This window comes from Desnuesiella massiliensis, assembly GCF_001403615.1.
GTDB lineage: Bacteria > Bacillota > Clostridia > Clostridiales > Clostridiaceae > Desnuesiella > Desnuesiella massiliensis.
On record NZ_LN879457.1, the window covers coordinates 1,475,037 to 1,501,498 of the forward strand.

General features: G+C 33.8%; 21 protein-coding genes, 2 riboswitches and 1 other annotated feature. Of the genes, 5 read left to right on the plus strand and 16 right to left on the minus strand.

What is annotated here, in order from left to right; genetic code table 11:
* Position 1: 1 nt before the first annotated feature.
* The gene (gene hepT / locus BN2665_RS24880; RefSeq protein ID WP_055669773.1) at positions 2-415 is read left to right on the plus strand and encodes a type VII toxin-antitoxin system HepT family RNase toxin; all 414 of its coding nucleotides are present in this window, start codon (positions 2-4) and stop codon (positions 413-415) included.
* 104 nt (positions 416-519) lie between these two features.
* Here hepT and BN2665_RS24885 read toward each other — a convergent pair whose 3' ends face one another.
* The 3 genes from BN2665_RS24885 to namA all read right to left on the minus strand — a co-directional run bounded on the left by BN2665_RS24885 (position 520) and on the right by namA (position 4,229).
* The gene (locus BN2665_RS24885; protein WP_055669774.1) at positions 520-2,001 is read right to left on the minus strand and encodes an NADP-dependent glyceraldehyde-3-phosphate dehydrogenase; all 1,482 of its coding nucleotides are present in this window, start codon (positions 1,999-2,001) and stop codon (positions 520-522) included.
* Positions 2,002-2,458: 457 nt separating this feature from the next.
* On the minus strand, positions 2,459-3,013 hold the full coding sequence (locus BN2665_RS24890; RefSeq protein ID WP_055669775.1) for a GNAT family N-acetyltransferase: 555 nt from the start codon (positions 3,011-3,013) through the stop codon (positions 2,459-2,461).
* Positions 3,014-3,203: 190 nt separating this feature from the next.
* The gene (gene namA, locus BN2665_RS24895; protein WP_055669776.1) at positions 3,204-4,229 is read right to left on the minus strand and encodes an NADPH dehydrogenase NamA; all 1,026 of its coding nucleotides are present in this window, start codon (positions 4,227-4,229) and stop codon (positions 3,204-3,206) included.
* Positions 4,230-4,657: 428 nt separating this feature from the next.
* Positions 4,658-4,899, plus strand: a binding site (T-box leader).
* A gap of 142 nt (positions 4,900-5,041) precedes the next feature.
* Between namA and BN2665_RS24900 the strand changes: the two genes are divergently transcribed.
* Entirely contained in the window at positions 5,042-6,346 is a 1,305-nt protein-coding gene (locus BN2665_RS24900) for a dicarboxylate/amino acid:cation symporter (RefSeq protein ID WP_055669777.1), read from the plus strand.
* A 100-nt stretch (positions 6,347-6,446) separates the two neighbouring features.
* Here BN2665_RS24900 and BN2665_RS24905 read toward each other — a convergent pair whose 3' ends face one another.
* From BN2665_RS24905 to BN2665_RS24915, 3 genes are read right to left on the minus strand one after another with little or no spacing between them, the layout of a single operon-like run.
* Positions 6,447-7,283 (minus strand): MetQ/NlpA family ABC transporter substrate-binding protein, encoded by an 837-nt coding sequence (locus tag BN2665_RS24905; protein ID WP_055669778.1) that lies wholly within the window; start codon positions 7,281-7,283, stop codon positions 6,447-6,449.
* A gap of 24 nt (positions 7,284-7,307) precedes the next feature.
* Positions 7,308-7,988: a methionine ABC transporter permease gene (locus BN2665_RS24910; RefSeq protein WP_055669779.1), complete on the minus strand. Its 681-nt coding sequence runs from the start codon at positions 7,986-7,988 to the stop codon at positions 7,308-7,310.
* Positions 7,982-9,013, minus strand: a complete 1,032-nt coding sequence (locus tag BN2665_RS24915; protein WP_055669780.1) for a methionine ABC transporter ATP-binding protein — start codon at positions 9,011-9,013, stop codon at positions 7,982-7,984. The genes BN2665_RS24910 and BN2665_RS24915 overlap by 7 nt, the downstream gene beginning before the upstream one ends.
* A gap of 81 nt (positions 9,014-9,094) precedes the next feature.
* Positions 9,095-9,202, minus strand: a riboswitch (SAM riboswitch).
* 216 nt (positions 9,203-9,418) lie between these two features.
* Positions 9,419-9,521, plus strand: a riboswitch (SAM riboswitch).
* A gap of 89 nt (positions 9,522-9,610) precedes the next feature.
* On the opposite strand from BN2665_RS24915, the gene BN2665_RS24920 reads away from it, so the two are divergent.
* On the plus strand, positions 9,611-10,789 hold the full coding sequence (locus BN2665_RS24920; RefSeq protein WP_055669781.1) for a M20 family metallopeptidase: 1,179 nt from the start codon (positions 9,611-9,613) through the stop codon (positions 10,787-10,789).
* Between the two features lie 94 nt (positions 10,790-10,883).
* On the opposite strand, the gene BN2665_RS24925 is transcribed toward BN2665_RS24920, so the two are convergent.
* The 10 genes from BN2665_RS24925 to BN2665_RS27215 all read right to left on the minus strand — a co-directional run bounded on the left by BN2665_RS24925 (position 10,884) and on the right by BN2665_RS27215 (position 23,982).
* The gene (locus tag BN2665_RS24925; RefSeq protein ID WP_055669782.1) at positions 10,884-11,933 is read right to left on the minus strand and encodes a MerR family transcriptional regulator; all 1,050 of its coding nucleotides are present in this window, start codon (positions 11,931-11,933) and stop codon (positions 10,884-10,886) included.
* 102 nt (positions 11,934-12,035) lie between these two features.
* On the minus strand, positions 12,036-13,700 hold the full coding sequence (locus BN2665_RS24930; protein ID WP_055669783.1) for a serine aminopeptidase domain-containing protein: 1,665 nt from the start codon (positions 13,698-13,700) through the stop codon (positions 12,036-12,038).
* A gap of 98 nt (positions 13,701-13,798) precedes the next feature.
* Positions 13,799-14,497, minus strand: coding sequence for a transglutaminase-like domain-containing protein (locus BN2665_RS24935; RefSeq protein ID WP_055669784.1), 699 nt, complete (start codon positions 14,495-14,497; stop codon positions 13,799-13,801).
* Between the two features lie 143 nt (positions 14,498-14,640).
* On the minus strand, positions 14,641-15,432 hold the full coding sequence (locus BN2665_RS24940) for a helix-turn-helix transcriptional regulator (RefSeq protein WP_055669785.1): 792 nt from the start codon (positions 15,430-15,432) through the stop codon (positions 14,641-14,643).
* A gap of 132 nt (positions 15,433-15,564) precedes the next feature.
* Positions 15,565-19,263, minus strand: a complete 3,699-nt coding sequence (locus BN2665_RS24945) for a multicopper oxidase domain-containing protein (RefSeq protein WP_055669786.1) — start codon at positions 19,261-19,263, stop codon at positions 15,565-15,567.
* A gap of 178 nt (positions 19,264-19,441) precedes the next feature.
* Positions 19,442-20,086, minus strand: coding sequence for a hypothetical protein (locus tag BN2665_RS24950; RefSeq protein WP_055669787.1), 645 nt, complete (start codon positions 20,084-20,086; stop codon positions 19,442-19,444).
* A 135-nt stretch (positions 20,087-20,221) separates the two neighbouring features.
* On the minus strand, positions 20,222-21,217 hold the full coding sequence (locus BN2665_RS24955) for a LacI family DNA-binding transcriptional regulator (protein WP_055669788.1): 996 nt from the start codon (positions 21,215-21,217) through the stop codon (positions 20,222-20,224).
* Positions 21,218-21,252: 35 nt separating this feature from the next.
* Positions 21,253-22,119: a DMT family transporter gene (locus BN2665_RS24960; RefSeq protein ID WP_055669789.1), complete on the minus strand. Its 867-nt coding sequence runs from the start codon at positions 22,117-22,119 to the stop codon at positions 21,253-21,255.
* Between the two features lie 14 nt (positions 22,120-22,133).
* The gene (locus BN2665_RS24965) at positions 22,134-23,819 is read right to left on the minus strand and encodes an amylo-alpha-1,6-glucosidase (protein WP_074042403.1); all 1,686 of its coding nucleotides are present in this window, start codon (positions 23,817-23,819) and stop codon (positions 22,134-22,136) included.
* Positions 23,809-23,982 (minus strand): hypothetical protein, encoded by a 174-nt coding sequence (locus tag BN2665_RS27215; protein WP_154675029.1) that lies wholly within the window; start codon positions 23,980-23,982, stop codon positions 23,809-23,811. Before BN2665_RS27215 ends, BN2665_RS24965 begins: the two co-directional genes overlap by 11 nt.
* A 271-nt stretch (positions 23,983-24,253) precedes the next feature.
* Between BN2665_RS27215 and BN2665_RS24970 the strand changes: the two genes are divergently transcribed.
* Complete coding sequence (locus BN2665_RS24970) at positions 24,254-24,694, plus strand: FMN-binding protein (protein ID WP_055669791.1); 441 nt, start codon at positions 24,254-24,256, stop codon at positions 24,692-24,694.
* 197 nt (positions 24,695-24,891) lie between these two features.
* Positions 24,892-26,301, plus strand: a complete 1,410-nt coding sequence (locus BN2665_RS24975; RefSeq protein WP_055669792.1) for a YfcC family protein — start codon at positions 24,892-24,894, stop codon at positions 26,299-26,301.
* Positions 26,302-26,462 lie beyond the last annotated feature (161 nt).

Sequence of the window (26,462 nt, forward strand, 5' to 3'; positions counted from 1 at the left end):
GATGGTTAAAAGAGATGTGATAATTTCTAGATTGGATAAACTCAATGAATATATTAAATATTTAAACTCTGTAAAAAACATTGATAAAGATAAATATTTAAAAGAACCAATGATTTATGGCTCTAGTGAGAGATTTCTTCACTTGTCCATAGAATGCGTTTTAGACATTGCAAATCATTTAATTTCCGACTTAAATTTTAGAAGACCAGAAAGTAATAGGGACATATTTGAGATATTATATGAAAATAGAGTTATTGATGAATTACTTAAAAATAGCTTATGTAATATGGCATCTTTTAGAAACATATTAGTACATGACTACTTAAAGCTAAACAGAGGAATAGTTTATGATATCATAATAAATAGTTTAAAGGATATAGAAAAGTTTGAAGGTATTATTATGGGCTACTTATAGGAAAAAAGCGACGAAAGTCGCTTTTTTCAAAGTACAGAGTAAAAAGTTCAGAGTACAGATTTTGAACTTTTTACTCTAAATAAAAATTACTTCGTAATTTTTATTTATTCAACCGCTCCTAAATTTAATACTATAGCCTTTGGCCTAGACATAGCCTCTATAGAGTATCTTATGCCTTGAGTTCCCATACCAGAAGCCTTTACTCCTAAGAATGGGAAGTGATCTGGTCCTCTTTCTGGCTTATTATTTACCTGTACTGTACCTACTTCTAACTTGTTAGCTATATAAAAAGCAGCATCTATGTTTTTAGTAAATACTGAACTCTGTAATCCATAGGAGGATTCATTAGCAATTCCTATAGCTTCGTCTATGGATTTAACCCTAATAACAGGAAGCACAGGTCCAAAGGGCTCTTCCCAAGCTAATCTCATATTTGTATCAACTTTATCGAAAAGGGTTGGATATACTATATTTCCCTCTCTATTTCCGCCTATTACTAGTTCTGCACCTTTTTCCTTTGCATCTTCTATCAATTCCATTACAAAATCGCAAGCCTTACCATTTATTAAGGGACCTACCACAGTACCCTCTTCTCTTGGATCTCCTACTTCCAGCTTAGCTACTTTAGTCTTAACCTTAGCTACTAATTCATCAGCCACAGAATCCATTACTAATATTCTCTTAACCGCAGTACAGCGTTGACCAGAATAGGAATATCCACCAGCTACTATATTGTCTGCTGCTTCATCTAAATCTGCATCCTCTAATACTATAGCTGCATCCTTTCCTCCTAGTTCTAATAGTACAGGCTTCATAGTAGTTATGTTTGATATACGCTTACCTACTTCTGTACTTCCTGTGAAGTTTATGAAATCTATATCTGGATGAGTTACGCAATAATCTCCTATTTCGCTTCCTCTGCCTGTAACAGTATTTAAAACTCCGTCAGGAAGTCCTGCTTTATTAAATATCTCCGCCAAATATAATCCTGATATACTACCTTGAGTAGGTGGTTTGAAAAACACTGCATTTCCTGCTGCTAAGGCTGGGGCAATCTTGGATGCTGCTAAGTTCACCGGATAATTAAAGGGTGATATAGCTAGAACTACTCCTAAAGGTACTCTTGTTACAAAGGATATCTTATTCTTTTTCGTACCTGGGAAGCTATCCCCCGGTATGGTTTCTCCCTCTAATTGTTTAGCAGAATCCGCAGTAAACTTTATATAATCTATAGTTCTATATACTTCTGCTATGGCTCCTCTTTTATCCTTTGCAATCTCTAATACTAACATCTCAGCCAACTCATTAGCATTTTGCTCAAGGATTTCAGCAGCTCTATATAATATAGCGGCTCTTCTATTAATAGGTACTTCCGCCCATAGCTTTTGTGCTTCCTTAGAATTTTTAATAGCTAAGTCTACCTCTTCTTTGCTCATGGATTGAACCTTTCCAAGAAGCTCTCCATTTATGGGTGATTTAATCTCTATGAGTTTATCTGAATTACTTTCTACCCACTTTCCATCGTATAAATTTTTATAAATCTTATCTTCATTAGAAATATCTTTAAAAGATACTTTGATTTCCATACTTTTACCTCCTTCTTATGCCTTATAACTATATGATTTAATATTCCAATAAACAATACTTTTTATAATAGGTTTCACAATTTTATACCTCATAGGGGTATAAACCTTAATTAATAATATATCATATTTTAAAATTTTTTCAATAGAAAATTATTACTCATAGATAATAATTTTCTATATAATTTTATATTACTTAATATAAGTTTTTTTGTGAATTTAATTTTTAGGAGTAGTTTTAAATCAGTATTGATAATTTACCTAAATAATAAAGGGCAAGCCCCCACTTACCCTTTATCATTTGTTAGGTTTACTACCTTTATTTATATTAATGATAAAACATTAAAATGCACCCTACCGTTGAGAAATTTTCAATATTTTCTCTCCAACTGAAGTGCATTTTACTATTAATTATAGGAAGAATAAATCTTATACCTTTATTCTTCCTATAATATTTAGACTACCTATAAGCCCATTCTCTCTTTAATAGTGAATATATATATTCATCCCATAGATTACCTTTATAACTTCCATGTTCTCTTAGCAACCCTTCTTGTTTAAATCCTAAAGTCTCAAGAATACCGCAGGAAGCTTCATTATTAATCATTACAAAAGCCTCTATTCTATTTAAGTTTAAGTCTTGAAATCCATAATTTATTAAAGCTTTTAAGGCTTCTTTCATAAAGCCTTTTCCCCAGAACTCCCTTCCAATTTCATAGCCTATCTCTCCAATAAAATCCTCTTGTTTTAATCCGCTATTAAATCCACAGGTACCTATAATTTTATCTAATTCCTTGCTATGAATAGCGAATCGTATTGCTTCATCTTCATTAAACAAGTTATTTAGAAGGTTTACCATATACATAACCTCTTCTAAGGATTTAAAGGAATTTATATTCATATACATAGTCACTGTATCATCAGACCAATATTCTAATAACTGAGCTATGTCATTATTCTGTATTTTTCTTAATATAAGCCTCTCTGTTTCAATAATAGGAAATTCTTTGTTCATACCTTTCATCCTTTCTTTTTTGTAAAATTCATGAGCTAAAGCTTCCCATCTATTTCATTAATCTCCCCTTTTAATAATGTTAAATTTAATTATATAGGTATAAATAAACAACTTCAACTAAACACCAAGGCTTCTGCTCACACAAGCAGAAGCCTTTCTGTAAAATAATGTAATTTATTAATAATCGTTATTAATTGTTCTTTGCTCTTGAATACTGCTCAGGCCACTCTATATCATATCTCAGTTCTTCTGCTGCTCTCATAGGCCAGTAGGGGCTTCTAAGTAATTCTCTCCCTATGAACACCAGATCTGCCCTTTCATTTTGTATGATTTCTTCACAAATTGAGGCGTTAGTAAGCAATCCTCCTGCTATAACTGGTAAATCACACATAGCTCTTATGGTTTCTGCGAACTTAACCTGGTAGCCTGGAAAAGCTTTTATGTATGCTGGAACCACTGCTCCTGAGCTGACATCTATAACATCAACACCTTCATCCTTTACTAAATTTATCAATTCCGCCGTATCCTTTGAAGTATTACCCTCTTCATTATAGTCCTCTGCAGATACTCTTACAAATAGAGGCTTCTCTTTTGGCCAAACTTCTCTTATAGCTCTTATGACTTCCTTTAAAAATCTTGCTCTATTTTCTGCAGTGCCTCCATACTCATCTTTTCTCTTATTAGTTAAAGGCGACATGAATTCATTTATAAGGTATCCATGAGCAGCATGGATTTCTATCATATCAAAACCAGCTTCCTTAGCTCTTAGAGCTCCCAGCTTAAAATCATTAATTACTGCCTTTATATCCTCCTTAGTCATTTCCTTTGGAGTCCTGCTGTCACTATCAAAGGCTATGGCACTAGGAGCAATGATATCTTCATCCTTTAATAGGCATTTTCTCCCTGCATGACCTAGCTGAATCCCGATCTTAATATCGTACTCCTTTATAGCTTTTACTAATTTTTTCAATCCTTCCACATGGCTATCTTCCCATATACCAAGATCTCTATCTAATATTCTGCCTCTGCTTTCTACTGCAGTAGCTTCTAACATAATAAGTCCTGCTCCTCCAACAGCTCTTGTTATATAATGAACATAGTGAAAATCTTGTATATGACCATTATCATCTGCACTATTCATGCACATAGGAGCCATTACTATTCTGTTTTTTAATTGCATATTTTTTATAGTAAATTCTGAAAATAATTTTGCCATTAGTACCCCTCCTAAAAGTTATTAGCCCAATATGGTTATTGTTTGTTTATAAAAAGATTTAATTCTTATTCTATGAAAACAAATATTTAATATTATTTGGAAAGTTTTATTAGGTATCGTAAAAAAATAGCTAGTCAAAGATGCGAAGTATATTTTGCGTAAGACAAGGACATAGGTTCCATTGATAGTGGAGCTATCAGTGGGTTCTGTGGACGCAGTATTGCGCAAAATAGACGAGTAGACTGACTAGTTATTTTTTGGAGATGCCTTAATTATATTTTACATTAAATTCTATTGTAATAAAGTAAATATTTATTAAAATCTAAAAAATCCTATTAAAAATAGAAAAGTATCCACAAAAAAACTATTGCTTTTATTTTAAATTATATATATAATTAATTCAGATTAAACCGATAGGAATTATATAAATAAACATGCTGACCAGGAAAAGTAAATTGATAGAATCATACAGAGAGGAGCTCCTAGGCTGAGAGAGTTCTATGAACGATATCTTTTGAAGTGCCCCTGCGAATGTTAGGTCGAATTCTTACAGTAGACTGCTACGGGTTCTCCCGTTATAGAGATAGGGCATAGCTTGTGCCTAAATTGAGATGGGCTTTTTTTAGCTTAATCAGAGTGGGACCGCGGAATTATACCTTCTGCCTCTGGATTTTTTCAGAGGCAGAGGGTTTTTTATTGTGTTAGGCTTTGCGCGCAGCCTAATATGTTTAATAAAAATTTTCCCTTTATATAATTCGGTTTAACCATATAAATAAAAATTTTAAATACTTTAAAATGGAGGAGAAATAAAAATGGGTATATTTTTATCTATATTAGCACTTGCTTTAATATATTTTTTAAAAACTAAAAAAGTCAGCTTTGGTAATAGAGTCCTTTTGGCTATGGTGATGGGGGTACTGCTTGGAGTTTACTTCAAAGCAGATGTGGTTTATGTAGAGCCCTTAGGTCAAATTTACGTTAATTTAATAAAAATGTTAGTAATTCCTTTAGTAACCACTGTTATCATATCTAGCATTACATCCTTAGAGGATCCATCAAAATTAAAAAGAGTTGGCGTTAAAACCATTGCATGGCTTCTATTTACTACTGCTATTGCTGCCCTATTAGGTGTAGTTGTTTCCCTTGGACTAAACTTAGGCTCAGGTGTGCAATTTGTTAAGGATGCTAGCTTCAAAGCTAGAGAAATTCCTACTTTTGCTAAGGTATTGGTGGACATGGTGCCTTCAAACCCAGTTTCTGATATGGCTAATGCTAAAATAATACCAGTAATAATATTTTCAGTATTAATTGCAGTAGCAATAACCATAGAAGGCTCAAAAAAGCCTGAATCAGTAAAGGCCGTTAAAGACTTTTTTAACTCCTTTGCACAGATTATGTTTAGAATAACTAAAATGGTACTTAAGGTAACTCCTTACGGTGTTTTTGGACTTATGGCTTCAGTTTCTGCTAAATATGGTTTTGCTGCATTGCTTCCTTTAGGAAAGGTAATACTTGCAGTTTATATAGCATGCATACTTCAAGTGGCAATAGTTCATGGCAGCTTATTAGCCTTTGTTGTAAAAGTAAATCCTTTAAAATTCTTTAAAAAAATATATCCAGCTCAAGTGGTAGCTTTCACTACAAGAAGCAGCTATGGCACCTTACCAGTTACATTAAAGTCCTTAACTAATGAAGTTAAGGTTTCTGAAAGAATTGCCAGCTTCGTAGCTCCTATGGGTGCTACTATGGGTATGAACGGTTGTGCTGGACTATATCCTACTATAGTATCTATATTTGTGGCTAATGTTTTTGGAATTCCAATGGACTTTTCTAAATACTTACTTCTAATATTAGTAACCACACTGGCTTCCATTGGTACTGCAGGAGTCCCTGGTACAGCTTCCATCATGGCTACGGTGGTATTATCAAGCCTAGGTCTTCCTATAGAAGGTATTGCCATGGTGTTAGGTATCGATACTATACTAGATATGGCAAGAACAGCTACTAATGTTACTGGTGCTTCTGTAGTTACATTACTTGTAGCCAATTCAGAAGGTGAATTTGATAGAGAAGCTTTTAACGCCTCATCCTTAGAAGAATTAGAGGTTACAGTATAAAATTAATATATATTTTAAAAATCTTCAGGTCATAAGTAATTATGCCTGAAGATTTTTTGTACTCTAAGTTTTACGTTATTCTACTATGAAATCTTTTAGATTAGAAAGCTGGTAAAGTAGCTCCTTTATATATTTCTTGTATTATCTTTTTAGTTTCTTCTGTTTGATAAGCTTGTATAAGTTTCTTTAATTTTTCGCTATCCTTATCCTTTGTTCTTACCGCAATTATATTAAAATAGTTTTTTACACTATCTTTTTTAGTATCTTCTAAGTAAATTGAATCTTTTAGTGGGGAGTATCCAGCGTCCACTGCCACTCCATTATTTATAACTGCTATATCTACATCCTCTATAGATCTTGGTATCTGCGTTGCCACTAATTCAGATATCTTAAGATTCTTTTTGTTTTCAACAATATCCTTCAAGGTAGGGGTTACGCCTGAGCCATCCTTTAGCTTTATAAGTCCAGCATCTTGAAGCAATATTAAAGCTCTCCCTAGGTTTGTAGCGTCGTTAGGAATGGATACCTTCCCACCCTCCTTTAAATCTTTTATATCCTTTATCTTCTTAGAATAGACACCCATAGGAGCTAATACCGTATATCCTAAAGAGGTTAATTCTAATTTTCTCTCTTTAATAAAATTATTAAAGTACACTATGGTTTGAAAGGCATTAGCATCAATTTCTCCTTCTGCTAAAGCCATATTAGGTCTTATGTAGTCGCTAAAAGAAACTAATTGCAGATCTATATTCTCTTTTTCAAGTTTTTTCTTTATCTCATCCCAAAGCTTATGTTCATCTCCTGTAACTCCTAATTTGATAACTTGTTTTCCTGCCTTTGAAGCACTTGTACTCTTATCCTTTGAAGAGCAACCTGCAAAAACTCCTGTTATTAGTACTGTACTTAATAACCCTATTACTATATTTTTAAATTTCATAATATTCCCTCCAAATTTCATATTTTAATGACTTAATCTTCTTAACAAATACTCTCCTAGTGCCTGTATTATATTAACTACAATGAGAAGAATTATTATAGTTACCACCATTACATCGGTTTTAAAATATTGGTAGCCATATCGTATAGCAAAATCCCCTAGGCCCCCTCCTCCTACAGTGCCAGCCACTGCTGAGAAACCAATTAAGCTCACAGTGGTTATGGTTAAGGCGTAAACTATTCCAGGCAGCCCTTCTACAAGGAGAACTCTAAATATTATCTCTAGGGAGCTTGACCCCATTGCTTTAGCAGCTTCTATGACTCCCTCATCTATTTCTAGTAATGCGGATTCTATCTGCCTAGCCACAAAAGGTACTGTTCCGAATATAAGTGGTACTATGGCTCCCTTAATGCCAATAGTAGTACCCACCAAAAATCTTGTTACGGGTATTATAGCTGTAAGTAATATGACAAAAGGTATGGACCTAAATATATTGATAATGCCCCCTATAGCTTTAAATATAACTTTATTCTCTAAAATATTTCCCTCTCTTGTTACCACTAATATAACCCCTATAGGTATTCCTACTAATGCAGAGACAACGCCTGATACAATCACCATGTTTATAGTTTCCCAAAAGGCTTTTATAAGCTCTGGATACAGATCCACCACATTAGGAATTAAACTATTAAGCCACTCTAGCATGGTAAGTACACCTCCACCTCTATATTATTTTCTTTAAGATAACCTAGGGATTTATGGATATTCTCCTGCTCACCGGTTATATTAACGATAAGATTTCCATAGGGTATTCCTTGAATGTATTCTATATTTCCAAAGATTACACTGGCAAATACATTGAAATCTATAGATATCTTTGATATAAAAGCCTCCGTGGTGGTTTCACCAAAGAAGGATATCTTAACAATAGAGTTATTGCCTCCATTTTTCTCTTTCCTAATATTTTCAATGATTTCTTCAGCCTTATCAAAGCGCAGTGTACTAGCCACAAAAGCTTTCGATATAGATGTTTTGGGCTTTACAAATATATCTGCAAGGCTTCCTTGTTCTACCACTTCTCCATTTTCCATAACCACAACCTTATTACATATCTCCTTTATAACCTCCATTTGGTGAGTTATAACCACAATGGTTATATTAAGTTTAAGGTTTATTTCCTTTATCAAGGATAATATAGATTTTGTAGTTTGGGGATCTAAAGCAGAGGTGGCTTCATCACAAAGAAGTATCTCTGGATCATTAGCTAGTGCTCTAGCTATGGCTACCCTCTGTTTTTGTCCTCCGCTTAACTCAGAAGGATAGGAATTTATTTTATCTTTAAGCCCTACAAGCTCTAATAAGCTTGCTACCTTTTCTTCTATCTGTTTTTTACTAAGTCCTTTTCCCTTTAGAGGATATACCACATTGCTATAGACAGTTCTCCTCTTCATCAAGTTGAAATGTTGAAATATCATTCCAATCTTCTCTCTTCTTTTTCTTAACTCTTTTAAGGGCAATGTAGTTACATCCTCCCCATTAATGATTACCCTTCCCCCATCGGGTCTTTCTAATAGGTTTATGCATCTTACCAGTGTACTTTTTCCTGCACCGCTATAACCTATTATGCCAAAAATGTCCCCTTTACATATATTTAAACTCACATTTTTCAATGCTTCTACGAATGTAGCTTTACTATGATAGGTTTTACTTATATCCTTTAGTTCAATCACTATGCTGTCCTCCTTTTTGAAAAAAATAAATCCTCTTTTCACAAGGAAAAGAGGATTATAATAAACTAGTTATTAATCTCATCCTCATCTCCCAGAACACAGTTCTGCTGGATTTAGCACCTTATATTCCGTAGAATATTGGTTGCTGAAACGTCATAGGGCCAGTCCCTCAGTTTCTCTTGATAAGGTAAATTCATATTAAATTGTGATGGCCATCGGTATGATAGTGATTATAGAATCAATTTTTTTCATTGTCAACAGTTTTTTTAAATAATTTTATTTTTAAAAATCTATTGACAAATGATTTTTTTATATTTATCATTATCATCAAAAGAAAATAAGCTTACATTTCTTATTAAAAATTTATATTTCTTTTTGAATTTATTTTTCTTTTTAAATTTATATTTCTTATCTAGAGAGGTGGAGGGACTGGCCCTATGATGCCTCGGCAGCGGATTCTTTTGAATACCGTGCCAATTCCAGCAAGCTATAGCTTGGCAGATAAGAAGATATTAAAGTGGAATTATTTTTAATTCTCTTTTTATCTGCCTTATTAGATAAAAAGAGAATTTTTATTTTTGAAAGGGGCTTTTAATTATGAATTTTTTTAAAAATGCAATCAATGAATATATAGGTATTAACAGTGACTTATTCTTATCCATCAGCCACAAGATTCATGAAACTCCAGAGCTAGGCAATAAAGAATTTTTTGCTTCTGACTTATTGTGCGGCATATTAGAGAATGAGAAGTTTACTATTGAAAGAAAGATAGCAGGCCATGATACTGCCTTTATAGCTAAGAAAAAGTCAAATAAAGAAGGCCCAAGTATTGTATTTTTAGCAGAATACGATGCTCTTCCAGGTTTAGGACACGCTTGCGGTCATAATATTATAGGTACCTGCAGTGTAGCTGCTGCTATTGCTTTAAGTAAAGTAATAGATGAGGTAGGCGGCACCATCTATGTTTATGGTACTCCTGCTGAAGAAGGCGGAGAGAACGGCAGCGCAAAGGGATCCTTTGTTAAGCATAATCTTTTTCAAGGCATAGACGCAGCATTGATGATTCATCCTTCTAATGACAATTCACTTTCCTCAGAATCCCTAGCGGTGGATCCTATAGACTTTGAATTTATAGGAAAACCTGCTCATGCTGCTGCTTGCCCAGAAGAAGGCATAAATGCTCTAGACGCTCTTATTCTATTCTTTAACGGAATCAATGCTTTAAGACAGCATGTAACAAGAGATGTGAGAATTCATGGCATAATAACTCATGGTGGAGATATGCCTAATATTATTCCTGAATACACTAAAGCCAGATTTTACATAAGAGCGGCTACCAGAGAAGGTAGAGATGAGGTAACAAAAAAAATTAAAGCCATTGCTGAAGGTTCAGCTATTGCCACTGGCTGCAAATGGAATGCCATAGCTTTTCAAAACCCTGTAGATAATTTTATTGTAAATAAGGAATTTGATTTGCTGTTTAAGGAGCAGGCTGAGGAAGCAGGAATCTTCATAGACCATAAAATTAAAACCAGCTTCGGATCTACAGATGCTGGTAATGTAAGCCATGTAGTACCTACACTTCATGCTTATATCAAGATAGGACCAAGCAGTTTGATTGGACATACTAAAGAATTTTGTGAGGCTGCTAAATCCCAGGAAGCAGACGAAGCCCTTATAAAAGCCGCTAAGTCATTAGCTTATACAGCATATACTCTTTTAACAGATAAAGATAGATTGCTTAAAATTAAAGAAACTCACAATAATAGTAAGTAGTAAAAATACTAGGGACCCCTATTTACAAAACACTTGCAGCTTATTGATAGCTGCAAGTGCCAATAATATTGTGAAAATATTTCCCAAGGAATACTTATTTCTTTGTTATTTCTAATATCCATGTAAAATTGTTCATATGTTTGAAGCTCGAACTACAACCTATTTTTTCAGCTTCATGCACTATACTCTCTATGTCGGTATAATATTCATCCTCAATTTGCTCCCAAAGATCCCTGCGGGAACTTGATATAAAATCATCCTTGCATTTATTTCTTTCATTTTCATTAAGAAACATTAAATCTCCTATTATTATGGAACCCTTAGATTTTAACAATTTCACCATATTACCTAAGGCTTTCACCTTCTCTTTGGTGTCAAGATGATGAAAAGCGTAAGTGCTAACTATTATGTCAAAGGAATCTTCTCTAAAAGGTTCATCTAAAAAGTTACCTAGTTTTAATTTCATATTAGGATATTTCTCGCTGCATATTAATAGCATTTCTATGCTTTGATCCATGCCTAAAATATTAATGCTTTCACTTAAGGGGCCACATAAATTGCCAGTACCGCAGCCAATATCTAATATATTTTTAGCATTAAGTTCAATAATTCTATTTCTTATAAAGCTTATTATCCCTTCATAATTTTCAAATAATCTTAATTCATCCCCCTCATTCTCAAGTACAGATTTATCATAGTTTAAAGCCCAAGAATCAAAATTCCACTTATCTATCCATTGCTGTCTCATTACTTTATTCTTCTGAAGGCTATCTTCTATACTTTTCATATATTCTTGAGATTCATTGTAATCTTTATCTAAAAGCATATTTACAGAGTCTTTAAGAGTATCCTTTACGGATTCTAGCTCTGTCAGCTTTTGTTCTATAGCTTTCATTTGAAAATATAAACTTTTAACAGGAGTATTATGCTTATAACTATTTTTTTTGCTTAAAAGTTTTATTTCTTTAAGGCTAAAACCAAGCTCCTTCAAAATTACTATTTCTCTTATTTTAATTATATCTTCCTCAGAATAATCCCTATAATTGTTTTGTGATCTCTTAGGATGGATCAACTCTAAATCTTCATATAATCTCAGGGACTTTTGAGATATATTCAGTTTTTCGCAAATACACTTTGTATTCAAACTTTTACCCTCCAATAAATTATTAACTCTAAAGCTTCAGAGGTTTCTATGACAAGTATAAACCCTGCCCAAAGGGCAGGGTCAATAGTTTTTCTATTTAATTTATGGTACCATCGCTCCACCAGAAGCGAAATAATACCATTTGTTATCTATGAGCTTCCATCCAGTTATCATAGCTCCTGATTTATCAAGATAGTACCATTGTCCATCATAACGCAGCCATCCGGTCTTCATAGCTCCGTTTTCTTTTAGATAATACCATGCATTATTATATTTTACCCAGTTAGTTTTCATAGTGCCATCAGCATTAAAGTAATACCATTGATCTTCTATAGACGCCCAGCCTACTTTTCTGAAACCATTACTATCTAAGTAATACCAAGCATCATTAATAAAGTTCCATCCTTCTTTTGCTTGTATATTATTTAAATTATTAGCTTTAATCCAATTTACTATATCCTCAGTTACTTGTGCATCAACTTTAGACTTAATAAAATATTCGTTTGGATTAGGTATTCCTAGGCCTTTTAAGAATAAATGATTTAAGCCCTCATATAATTTAAAAGTATAATTGATTTTACCCTCTAAGGCATCCTTGTACATATTAAATTGCTCCGCAGGTACTTGATAATCTCTGCTGCCGTTTAATACAAGAACTGGCTTGGTCAATCTCTTGGATTGATCTATGGGCTTATAGTTCTTTAAAGCTAGCCAAAAGCCCTTAGTAATGCCTAACAAATCTTGAGGGCCATATTTTGAATCTTCTGTTAAGCTTTTGATTCTATCTCTTTGTTTAATCACTTCTTGCAAAGCTGCAGTTTCCTCTGATGATACCATACCATCAAGCTTTGCTTGGTATTCAACCTGATAAACTACAAGATCTTCTAATGGAATAGCCACTGAACCTGCTAAGGATATATATCCATCTATCTTAACTTCCTTAGACATTTCATCCATCATTGGTATTAAGAATCCTCCAAGGCTGTGCCCTAAAATGTATATCTTGTTAAACTGATTTTTATCTCTAAAATATTTAACTGCATATAATGCATCCTCTATAGTCTCATCCCAAGGAGTTATATCCATAGCCGCAATTTCAGCACCATAAGTGTAGCTTCTTTTGTCATATCTAAAGGTAGCTATGCCCTTGCTGGTTAAATCCTTGGCTATATCTAAGTAAGGCTTATTAGGTCCTAAGGTAAGGTTTCTATCATTAGCTCCAGAGCCGTGAACAATTATTACAAGAGTATCTGTTTTGCTCTCTGGTAAATTTAAAACCCCATTTAACTTAAATTTATCTCCACCAAATACAATATTTTCTCCCTTAAAAGCTGGGTCGTCTAAGGCCTTAGGTCTTGAGAAATTAAAATCTGCTATTTCATTTTTTTCATTAAATGCTACCGTAAAGGTATACTCTGCATTTTCAGTTAATATAGCCATATTAACTAATTTATAGTTAGCCTTTTGTTCTTCTGCTATAGAGACAACTTTTTTAAACTCTCCATATTGAAGCTTTTTAGTCTCCATGATTATCATGCATTGTTCAGCTGTGATTACCTTCTTCATATTTTCATCATAGGTGTAATTCTCAGCAGCTGCTTTATAGTTTCCTCTACCTAAATCATTGACTAGCTTCTCAGCTATAACCTTTGATTCTTCACTTATTGTACTTGCATAGGCAAGATTCAAAGCTCGTCCACCGTCAAAACCCACCCCTGCAAATACAAATAAAATAGATGCCAGCATTATTGATATAATCTTTCTCATTAATATCACCCCTCATTAATTAGTGGCTTCTAGGATTATATTATATTTAATTCAATATATTGTCAAAGAATTAGCGAAGCCATAGAAGCCTATTAAGGTTAATTATTCCTGATATTAATGATATTTCTATTTATTAAATGCCTTATGATATTTTTATATAAAAAAGCTTTTATATCACTTAAATTAGTTCCAAACTTACCATAGAAATCATCTGGACTATCAAATAGTCCAAAATCTTTGTTGATACCCTTACTTTGTATATAAGTATGGTTTTCATCCCATTCTACAGTAGGATTATTTAAATCCTCTGTGGCTACCCCATAGCCACAAAAATTAGTAGTACAGCTATTAAATCTCTTTTGAAGGCTTCTTAAATATAAATTATCTATAATAAGGCCCTCCATATTAAACCACTGATTATTATAATAGATTTCTACCCAGCTATGAATTATTTCTTTAGGAGCTATAGCATAGGCAAATTTAGTGAGTGCTCCTTTTTGCAACTCCTTATTGATAGTAAAGCCATGGAATCTGCACTTAATCCCTACTGCTCTTAAAAGGGCCATGAATAGAGTGGCTTTAGTATTACACTGTCCATATCCATCCTTTAGCACCTGGGAAGCCTTTATATCGTCTGAAGCATTGTATCCAAAAAGAATATCATCTTTTACGTAACTATAAATACCTTTAATTTTTTCATAATGGCTTAAATTCCTCCAGTTTTTTTCTATTATAAGTTTTTGTATTACCTCATCTGTATAATCAAGTAGCCTAGTCTCTTTTAAATACTTATCCATAAACCTACAACCTTTCTTGCTTTGTTTATAGGAGGATATGAAAAAAGGTATTCTATAGGTTTTCCTACACCGCGCGTGGAGCCCCACCAGCGGCCCGTGAAAAAGAACACCTATATTTTTCACACCCTCCTATAGATATCCTATCATTTTGTGCTGAAAAACAATTGAATGAACTTGCTATTTTTAATAACTTCAGTTATTGAAAAACCAAACATTCTTCTAAAGGTTCTGGAAAGATGTGCTGAATCAGAAAAACCACTGTTATAGGCCGCTTCAGTGAAGTTATAATTATTGTACATTAATCTTAAAGCTTTTTGTATTCTTATCCATAGAATATATTGTCTTATAGGTATGCCTATTTCCTCTTTAAAAAGATGTATTAATCTGCTTTCAGATAAGTATACCAGCTTTGCCATATGCTTTACTGGAATATTTAACTCCTCTGAATTCCTCATAAAATCTATTAGATACTGTACTCTTGAATCTAAATTCCTATTAATTCTTATATCCCTTATAAAAGTTCTCATTATATTTTCATATAATTCTTCAACATTTCGTTCTTCTTCAATAAGACTTAGAAAATCCTTGCTTAATTCTCTAATATGATCAATTTCTTCTTCTCTCACTAGATAAAGGCTTTGCTCCTTTAATAAGGTTTCTTTTATTCTTATACCTTCCTCAGACTCCGGTGAAATAAGTACCAATAACTTATTGCAATTTTCTCCATTCAGCTTATGATTATAATCACTATTAATAATAACACCTTTATAGCTTTGATTGTTGTCCATTATCTCCAAATCAAATTGATTTTCTAGAGCAATAGTCAGCTGTATATAATGGTGCTCATGCTGAGTATTGTCCAAAATTTCACCTAAGTACAATATAAATCTAGTCCCTAGATATATAACCGATCTATTGTCTTCTACTAAATTCATATAATTCTCCTAAATCATTTTTATTCTTTATTCTCAATTATACATAATTTATCCAGTGTCTGTAATACTTATAGACATTATGAATTTATAAAAGGAAAGTTGACCCTATGGGCCGCCTTTCCTTCCTTAATACTAACTCTCATACTTTTCTTCATCAAAAGGGTTGTTGTCATTTATTACTTTTAGATTTTTATAGATTCTATCATATATTCTAAATATTCCCCACATGCCTAATTCTACATCCCAACGGAATATTCCAGATCGATATGCGTAATCACCTGGTTTTTCATTGGCTCCACCTTCTAATAAAACATTAAATACATTACCAACGCTTATTGCTCCTTGCACTGATATAATATCAGAAAATGGATCTGAATATTGAGCTCTCCATGAATGACCATGCAATACAAAGCTGTGATTTCGTGGTTTATCTGCTGGCATAAGGAGTCTTATTCTTATAGGATCACCAGGATATGATTTAAAAATAGGGGTAGCTGGATCCCCATGAATTTTTGAACTCATTACAAGATGAACTCTCGGATCTTCCTTCAAACGATTTTCAAAACGCTCAGATCTGTAGTTAAATCCCTTTTGGCCTTGATCTTCAAAGTCAAGACGAGCCATATCATGTCCAGCGTCAATTGGGTCTGGTATTGGTTTATCATCTTTATCATATAAGCTTATACCATCTTGCATAAACACTACAAATTCTCTAAAGTCTGGTATACCAGGATTAGATATTACTATCTGTTCTTGGTAACCAACCTTTAACTCCTCACCAGTTTGTGGATGGACATATTTAGATCCTGTAGGTTCTATTATGATAGCTCCAAAAAGCCCATGATGTCTATGGTTGCGTATATCTCCAAAGCCAGTAAGCATACATGCACCTAATTCAGAATCAGCAAACCATCTATAGGTTATACTTTCTCCAGGAGCAATACTTTGGTCATAGTTGAAACCTACTGTTGCCCCATCAGATACTAGAACATCATACTTTAGTAATTGCGCATGAATAGAAACTCTATTTGATGGGGGAAATGGTGTATCTACAGGAACTCTAGGGTGCTCATCTTGTGTTATTGGGTTAAAAATATGATTTGTTAAAGTTATTTCTATACAATCTCCTGCATTTGCTCTTAATATTAAAGGTTTCGGTATCATAGTTCCATCCATAATTGCCTTTTCATGTTCTGCCAATATAAACATCAATCCATTTGGATCATGATCTCCAAATTTATTGTAAATAATATCCTTTTGTATAGCAACAATATCAAATTTTCTTATATTAACGTTTTTAGTACAAGGATAATCAAAACACTTTGCTATAGGTGGCGGATTTCCTGTTTTACAAGGCAAAGGTTTTGTTTGTTTTGGTGGCAAAGGTCTATCACCAAGAGGCAATAGGTGAGAAACTTGTTCTTTATGAACCCTTAATATCCCCCATAAGCCAAGCCATAAATCATCAATTCCTCCAAAGTAATATAAATAATCTCCATTTTTATAATCTTCATCTATTTCTATATTAAAAGCTTCTGATATGCCTAAAGTTTGTGACTGGATAAGAGGAGACGCCATATCCGTAGGCTCCTTTCTCCATCTTAAGCCATGAAGATTAAAAGAGTGTTGTTCTTCATGAGCTCCATCAAAAAGCCTTATACGTATAGGATCTCCTTCGTAACTCTCAAGAAGAGGCGTACTTGGATCTCCATGCATATAGGAGCTAAAAACATAAGCTGGATCACCTTTTCGGAATTGGAAAGGTTCATTCTTATAGTTTATACCCATAACTCCTGGATCATCGTGTGAACCTGGGAAAGGAGGTGGATTTAAAGGTTTTCCATCCTTATCAAATAGCAGGGCAAAATCATGAACTGCTAAAACAAATTCTCTAAAATCAGGCTCACCAGGTCTTTTTATTATAGCCTTAGTTCCACACTTTATTTCATTACCGGTTTCAGAATCATGATAAGTGGAGTTATGAGGTTCAATAATCAATGCACCAAATAGCCCATGCTGCTGGTGTGAGTTTGGAAATAAGTGGTCGTGAAAAAATATGGTTCTTAATTCTGTATCTGCATAAAATCGTTCAATAATAGTATCACCAAAATCAGCGGATGAATCATTACACCATCCGTTAGCACCTCCATCAGAAGCAATGGTGTCAAATTTAACTAGGTGTATATGCCAACCTGTTTCAGTGGTTTCACTCTTCAACTGAAAGGCATTTCCACCTATTGTTTTAGGAAGTTTATTTGTAAGTCTAATTTCTATACAATCTCCCACATTTGCTCTTATAACAAATGGTTCAGGCTCTTTTTTACCATCTCTAATTTCTTCTTCATTCTCTTTTAAAACAAATATCCTTCCCTCAGGATCATGCCATCCTTGACTATTATATTTTATGGGGACTTGTATAGCCACCACTTCAAAAACCTTAGTAACTGTATCTGCGGGACAAGGATTGGAATATAAAGCTCCTGGTTTTGCATCTTGAACAAAGTTTGACTGTTCTATTTCAGTGGGCTCTCTGCCATCTACAATTCCTAGTGGGGGCTTAAAAGCCTTTTTCCCAAATTCACCTGTTATAAATCGCGGATACCCTGGATGCTCATCATCTGGTGGCAATGGTGGAGTTCTATCTGGCAGTGGAATTAGTGCAGGTACACAGCTGCCATCAGGAAGCACTTGCCTTCCATCTTCTAATCTATCTAGTATTCTCCATAAACCCCACATTCCTTCCATAAAGTGCGGGTAAAGATGGCAGTGCCATATAACATCACCTATACATCCATTTAAGCTTCCTGCTCCAAATAAAGGTTCAATAGTAAAGCTTTGTTGAGGACTAAAGGATATAGAGTCAATTATAGTAGACTTAGGATCATTAGGTTCTAATCTCCATTGGTGATTATGAAGATGGAATACATGAGTTTCCTTTATTCCAGCGTTAATCACTCTAATCTTAGAAGGGTCCCCTTTATAGGCACGCAATACAGGCGTATCTGGGTCTCCAAAAGGCCATGAGCTCATTGATATTTCTTCGCCAACTCCGCCTGTACCATGAGGATGACGATTTCTCATGGGCTCTGCTCTATAATTTATAGCCATAGTGGATTCTGGCATTCCAGTTTCGTGACTCACAGGTGGATTTCCGTTAACATCTTTTATCTCTGGTTCATCGTGAAATATTGTAACGTATTCTCTAAAGTCTGGTAGTGAAGGATGGTGTATATCTGCATATAGACCGCTTTTAATTTCTTTGCCTGTTACGGGGTCGGTCCAGGTAGCTCCTACAGGTTCAACTATTAATGCTCCGAAAAGCCCGTGACCATTTGTAGATTCTTCAGAGCTTCTAGGATCAGACATATCGTGGAAGAAGAATACTCCTTCCTTATCAGCCACCCATTTATATCTTATTTTCTCCCTAGTTGTAGTATTAGGATTAAGGCCTATAGAAGCACCATCAGAATTTAAAACATTATACTGTATACCTTGAATATGAATAGATGCAGGCCTATCTAATTTGTTTTCAAAGTCTATAATCAAAAGATCTCCTAAATTTGCTCTTATAACTAGAGGCTGTATAATATCTACAGGAGTAAAAGGATTTTCTTCTACTTCTTTTCTTAAAATATCTTCATTTTCTTTTAACACATACATTAATCCATTGGGATCGTGATCTCCATGAATCTTGCCTCCGGTTTCATTGGATATAGCCTTGTTATATACGATTTTAGTAGATATAGCAAGAATATTAAATCGTCTAACTTTTAAATATCTTCCTTTGTAATAAAGCTTATCATCATAGGGTTTATAACTTTTTTCACTCATTGTTTTATCACTCCTCGTATGGTTTCATTAAAGGGAGTAATCGACTATTCATAATATCTAAATTTATATTTTCTCATACTATATATTATGAAAAAAGTATAATATGTTTCACATAACACCTTTTCACCAAAGTCTTTATACAAAGTTATATATTTAAATCAGTTTCATTAGACTATTCTTATCCTTCATTTTCAATTATACACAATTTATCCAGGGTCTGTAATGCTGTTCTATATCCTTTTTTAGTAAGGTCATTATCATAAAGCTCTTCATAGCTCATAGCATCAATGTCCTTAGACAGAATCTCTTCAAAATTGCTTCCATAAATCTTCTTAAGTATATCCTCATAGCCACCTATAATCTTTTTAAAACAGTTTTCATCATATAAATCACAATTTAGAATATCATAATTAACCTTTTCTATAATTCCATAGAATTGATAAATATAGCTCAGTTCTTTAAGGGTATACTTATCCGTAAGAGTGGAGACAACACAGGAATAGTCTTTATTTATAGGGATGGGATATTTATTTTGTAAATCACCCTTTCTATAATCTTTTAAAGTTCTTATACTTTGAAATAGGGCAGTGCATATATCCAATCTCACTATATTAGCGTTGGCACAAAAATCTCTTTGCTTATGAAACTCTTCGTAACTTCTATTTTCTTTCATTAATTTATATTGCTCTTCAATATTTCTTACAGTGGTTTTTTTACTTATTATCCAACTGAATAAAGCTCCTATTAAGGTTCCCATTAGTATAGCAGTTGCAGATATAATAGTATTTATCAAATGTACAGGAATCCAAATATAAGATAGCAATTTTAAAACCCCTCTCAAAATATAAGTTTATAAAATATATTCTGTAAAAGCTCATGTTTTTATTCCCTTAAAGGTTGATAATCGTTTAAATGCAAAAACTGCCAGAAGCAATGCTCTCCTGACAGTTTTCTAAGTTTATATCTCTTTACAACTTTCTCTTATTACCAACTTAGTAGGTATAACTACTCTCTTACTTATTTTTCGTTCATCTCTTATTCTTTCCATCAACATCTGTATGGTAGTTTCACTCATAAACTCTGTATATATTCTTATAGTGGTTAAGGCTGGCACTATATATTTAGCGGTGGATATATCATTAAATCCTATTATGCTTATATCATCTGGGATTTTTAGCCCTTTTTCTAGTATCGCCTTATAAGCACCTATGGCCATGGAATCGTTGGCTATAAAGAAAGCCGTAGGATACTTTCCAGTCTCCAATATATCCTTCATGAGCTTATATCCGCTGGCAGGGGTAAAACTTCCAATCCTTACGAATTCTTCCTTAAGCATTCCTTTTGAATTCATATACTCATGGTAGTATCTCTCTCTTATGTCTTTGTCCTCTTCTCTGTCCTGCTCCGAGGAGTCTCTCCCTCCTATAAAACCTATGGACTTATGACCTAAAGATATTAGATAATTCAAAGCCTTCTTTACTGCCCTTCTTATATCTACCACTACGGAATCAAAATCTTCTTCCTCAGGACTATAATCCACAAAAACAATATTACGATCCCAACTTCTAAGGTTATTCATTTCAGCATTAGTAAACCCCCCAATGGCAATTATACCATCTAGTTCCTTTACCCTTTCAATGGTTTCTTCTTTTCCTATAATAGAATATTGTATTTTTTCCTCCTCAAGAAGCTGCTCAATAGAGTGTCTTATGAATAGATAATAGGTATCTTCTATTTCCTCTATTTCCGAATATCCTTTTATTATACCTATTCTTAAGGAAGGCTTTTTACTCTTTCGATTTTTAGTAGTAACATATTCCAGCTCTTGAGCTATTTCAAAAATTTTTTTTCGGGTAGTATCTGCTACATTTAAACTTTCATCATAATTTAGAACTCTGGAAACCGTAGCTAATGATACCCCTGCTCTTTCCGCTATATCTCTAATGGTGGCCATAAAATCACATACCTTTCTTACCCCTATATTATCTTCTAATCTTTAGTTTTTAAAAAAGAAAGCTTTGTTTCCGTAATCAGTATTGCTAAGAAAATTATACCACAGCCTATAATCATTTTTGAATTAAGTTTTTCACCTAAAATAATTATTGAAGCCAAAGTTCCAAATACCGCTTCCGTAGATAATATTATGGCCGTCTTCGTAGCACTGGTGTATTTTTGCGCTATATTTTGAAGCAAAAAGGCTATGGTAGTGCTTACTACGCCTAAATATATAATGGCGAGGCTTCCTTTAGTGGTTAAAGGCGCAGTATCCTTTACAAATATCAAAGATATAGCTGATAATATAAAGGCCATTATCATCTGTATTATTGTTAACTGTATAGGACTATATTTATTACTATAATATCCAATGGAAATTATATGCATGGCAAAGCCCAATGCACAAATAAGTGTTAAGGAATCTCCTGCTTTTATGCTAAAGGAACCCTCTAGGGTTAAAAAGCTTATACCCACAATGGTAAGCAAAGCCCCAATCATAGAATATTTATCTGGTGCTTTCTTAAGTATTATCCAATATAAAAAAGGCACTATTACTACATTAGTAGCTGTGAGGAAAGCATTCTTTGATGGAGTAGTATACTGAAGTCCTATGGTTTGAAAAGCAAAGGCTACATATAGAAAAAATCCGATTATAGCTCCTGCTTTAACCTGTGGAAATCTAATTCCTTTAAACTCCTTCCAGAATATTATTACCATCAAAAGACTCGATATAAAAAATCTATAAGCCATTATCTGAAAGGGATATAAATTGGCATCTAAAGCCATTTGCGCGGCTACAAAGCCTGTTCCCCATATCATAGCCACTAGCGCTAATGACAAATCTGCAGTAGTTTTTTTCATAATATTATCATCCTTCATTTTAAATATTCATTAGCTAGCATTAAAAATACACTAGAAGTCCAAGTAAATGCTGGATCTACCAAGCCTCTTCCTGTTAGAGGATCAAAGTTTTCCGCCATGCCTCCCATTAAAGTAGCATTACAGAAACGTTTTGCTAGCTCTTTTGCAAACTCTTCTTCTCCGCAATTCTTTAAGGAATCTACTACCAGCATCATCACAGGTGCCCATATAGGTCCAAGCCAATAGCCATTTTCTTTATAATACTTACTATCCATGGCTTCTGTAGCAAGGCCATAGGGACTTAGGTATTGTCCCTCTTTCTTAAGTTCTTCTAAAAGCTTACTCTTAATATGTTCTGGAAGTCTGTTTCCCAAAACTATAGGCATCATGAGAATTAAGCTTTTTCCATCCTCTATATACTCTTTACTGTCCACTTTTATAGCTGTAAATTTCTCCTTCTTCCAAAGTTCTTTAATAAACCTTTCTTTAAGCTCTTCTGCCTCTTCCTCCCATAGCCTAGCTTCTGCATCCTTCCCTAGATTATCCGCTAGTTCAGATAAAATATACATTTGCTTGACCAAATGAGCACTTAAATCTGGTGCTGCTACAGGTATTCCTTTATGGAATACGGAGGCGTTATCCCAACCGGAGTCATTGCCATGTTTATAGAAAGGTAGCTCTTCTTCATTGTATCTTCTATATTTTAACCAATATTCTGTATTTCGGCATAAAGATGAATAAACCTTCTCTACTATTTCTTTTTTCTGAAAATATTCATTTTTACTTTGCATATACTTAAAGGCCCAACCATGGATAGGAGGTTTACAACAACTAAAGGATATGTATTTATCATTGATAAAATCTGCATAAACCCCGCTTTCATCTTGATGCTCTATAAAGATCATGAGTTGACTCAAGGCAAGCTCTGGATTATTCTCACTTAATGCCATAGCGTTAAAGCAATTATCCCAGCTCCAAATATTATACATCCAATTTTTAGACATATACATGGCTGGACTTGAAAGAATACCCTCTGCCTTAACCACGGAGGACCATGTTATATAGGAAGCTAGGTCTCTACTTTTTTCATAGTCCTTTGGCACTTCTAAAACCTTGTTCTTCCAATGCTTATACTCATTTTCAACCTTATGATGTGACTCTTCAAAGCTCTTATATTCTTTAGCTTTCCAAACAGTTTTGTAGCTCTCTAAAGCAATATCTGTTTCCTCTCCACTAAAGTCCATTATTACATGAGTATTACCTATGACATCCCAAGGTGCGTCTAGAGACAGTTCTCCTTTAAGCTTTGTTAACATAAGCTTTATTTCCTTGAAATAGTTATGAAACTCTAATCTATTGTTCTCATAGGGCATTACATTATCATACTTCTTCTTTTTCATTGTAAGCCTCATGCCACAATGTTTTGTCCTTATTCTCATCACTTCATAATCCGGAAGGCATATCTCAATATACCTTTCTTTATCCTCAGCAGCATAAATGGTTAATTTTGTTTCATTTGCTTCTATGGAGAAGCTCTGAGGAGCTTCCCCCTCCATGAGCTCTAATTTAAACAATTCACTTGGCGACTCATCTCCACCATGTACGTCTCTTATATAAATCTCTTTATCCGCATCATTACAAGAAACAGCAAAGTAGGATCCAAATCTGCTAAAAGGTATTTTACTAATATCAAAATTCAAATCTATCCCTCCTCAAGAAAGTATATTTTAATAATGCCTTGCTTAGTTCAACTTCACCTATTTCTCCTCTTGCAAAAGCTGATAAGGTTAAATCGAAGCTAAAATTAGTTAACTGAAGCTTGTATGGTGGCAATTGTTCTTGTCCATAACTATTGCGTCCCAATTCATTTTCTTAAGGTTGTGATTATGGTTAAAACTTCTATATATAGAATATATAACTTTTAGTAAAATGTCAACGTTTCTTTTGCGCATTTTTACTATATTTTACTTAGTATTTTAGTAAAAACCACCTATTCCTTTTGCAAAATTTACTATTATCTATGAAAGGAAGTATAAATCAATGCTAAATTGTTCATAACTAATAGTATTATTATAGATAAATAGTTTTTAATTACTTTTAAAGACTATGGTTCTAAATTATTAGGAGGTAAAACATGAAAAAGTTAATTTATCTTTTATTAACCTTATTACTACTAATGCCTTTAGGTGCCTGTACTCCAAAAACTACTCCAAAGGAAGATGTAAAAAAGGAAACGTCTGCTATAAAATATAAAGATGGAAGTTATACAGCTCAAGGAGATAAATGGCAAAATGGTCAGGAAGAAGCTGTAGTAGAAATAAAGGATAGCAAAATCACCTCAATCATTTTAAAACGTCTTGATACCAGCGGAAAAGAAGTAGACTATGAAAAATGGCAAGGACAAAAAGATGAAAGTGGAAAGGTTTATCCTAACTTGAAGCAATATAGGATGGATATGTCCAATAAAATGTTAGAAAAACAAAGCCCCGATGTAGATACAATAAGTGGAGCTACCACCAGCACAAAGAACTGGAAAATAGCTGTTCAAAGAGCTTTAGATAAAGCAAAAAAATAGCATATAATTTTCATGCATAAATATGCATTTGAAAGATGCGACTTTATATTTTTAGGTCGTATCTTTTATTTTATTTACTTAGTAAATACTTTATCTTACAAGCATTTATAAATTATATATATTTTTTGTAATCTATTATTGTACATTCTGCATGATTATGCAATAATAGATTTAAATTATTGAAGGGGGTTTTTTATATGTCTGCCGATACTAAGAAAAAAAGTTTTACTGTTCCTCATACTTTTGTAATCATATTTAGTATTCTTATTATTGTTACTATTGCTACTTGGCTTATTTCTGGTGGAGAATATCAAAGGGCTAAAAATGCTCAAGGTAGAACTATAGTTGTAGCTGATTCTTTTAACTATGTAGATAGCGCTCCAAGAAATGTAGGAGACATGCTGATGGCACCGCTTAAAGGTTTTGCTGCTAAAGCTGATGTCGCAGGCTTTATACTAATAGTAGGTGGAGCCTTTGCTATAATTCAAAAAACTAACGCGATAAATTCTGGCATCATGCGAGTTGTTAAAGCTCTAAATGGTAGAGAGATCCTTTTAATTCCTATTGTTATATCTCTGTTCTCTTTAGGTGGAGCAGTAATAGGCATGGCTGAGGAAACAATACCCTTTGCAGCTATATTTGTACCCTTGGCTTTAGCCCTAGGCTATGATTCTATGACTGGAATGGCAATGTCTTTCATGGGCGCAACCGTAGGTTTTTCTAGCGCTATGCTTAACCCTTTCACTGTAGGTATCGCCAAGGGAATAGCGGAAACTCCTATCAAGGCTGGTATTACCTATAGAACTATAGTGTGGATAATCTTTACCATCGCTTCTATAGTATATCTTATGTACTATGCAAAAAAGGTAAAGAAGAACCCTAAAAGCAGCATTTTGTATGAACATGACTTAAAGAGAAAAGAAGAACTAAATTTAGATAAAAATATGGATTTAGATTTTACCTTCACCCATAAAATGATTCTACTTGTTCTTTTAGCTGGTATGGCATTAATCATATATGGAGTTTTAAAGTATGAATGGTATATAGGTGAAATAGCCGCTGTTTTCCTAGCCATCGGAGTAGTTTCTGGTTTTGTAGGAAAATTGTCAGCTAACGATATTGCTGAGACCTTTATTACCGGAGCTAAAGACCTCATAGGTGCCGCTATGGTGGTAGGTTTAGCTAACGCTATAGTAATACTATGCAATGATGCTAAAATAATGGATACTATACTATATAGCTTAGCAAAAGTTATAGAGCCTCTTCCAAGGCTTCTTTCTGGCTATGCTATGCTTTTTGTTCAATCTATAATTAACTTCTTTGTAGGCTCTGGTACAGGTCAGGCAGCCCTAACTATTCCTATAATGTATCCTTTAGGAGAGCTAGTAGGTATAAATAGAGAAACTACCATTTTAATATACCAATTTGGTAATGGATTTACAGATTTAATTTTCCCAACCTCTGGAACTCTTATGGCAACTTTAGGACTTGCTAAAATTCCATATGATAAATGGGCTAAATGGATATTAAGAGTATTAGTAGTATTGCTTATTCTTCAAATAATATTAATTACTCCTCCATTATTATTCCCATCTCTACTTAACTAAAAAGTTAAGCATAGGGTTTCAACTTCTATTGTCTGCAGTGCTCATATACTTACAGATAATAGGACTTAGAACCCTATAGGAGGATGTGAAAACCATAGGTGTTCTTTTCACAGGCCGCTGGTGGGGCTCCACGCGCGGTATAGGGAAACCTTATAGAACAC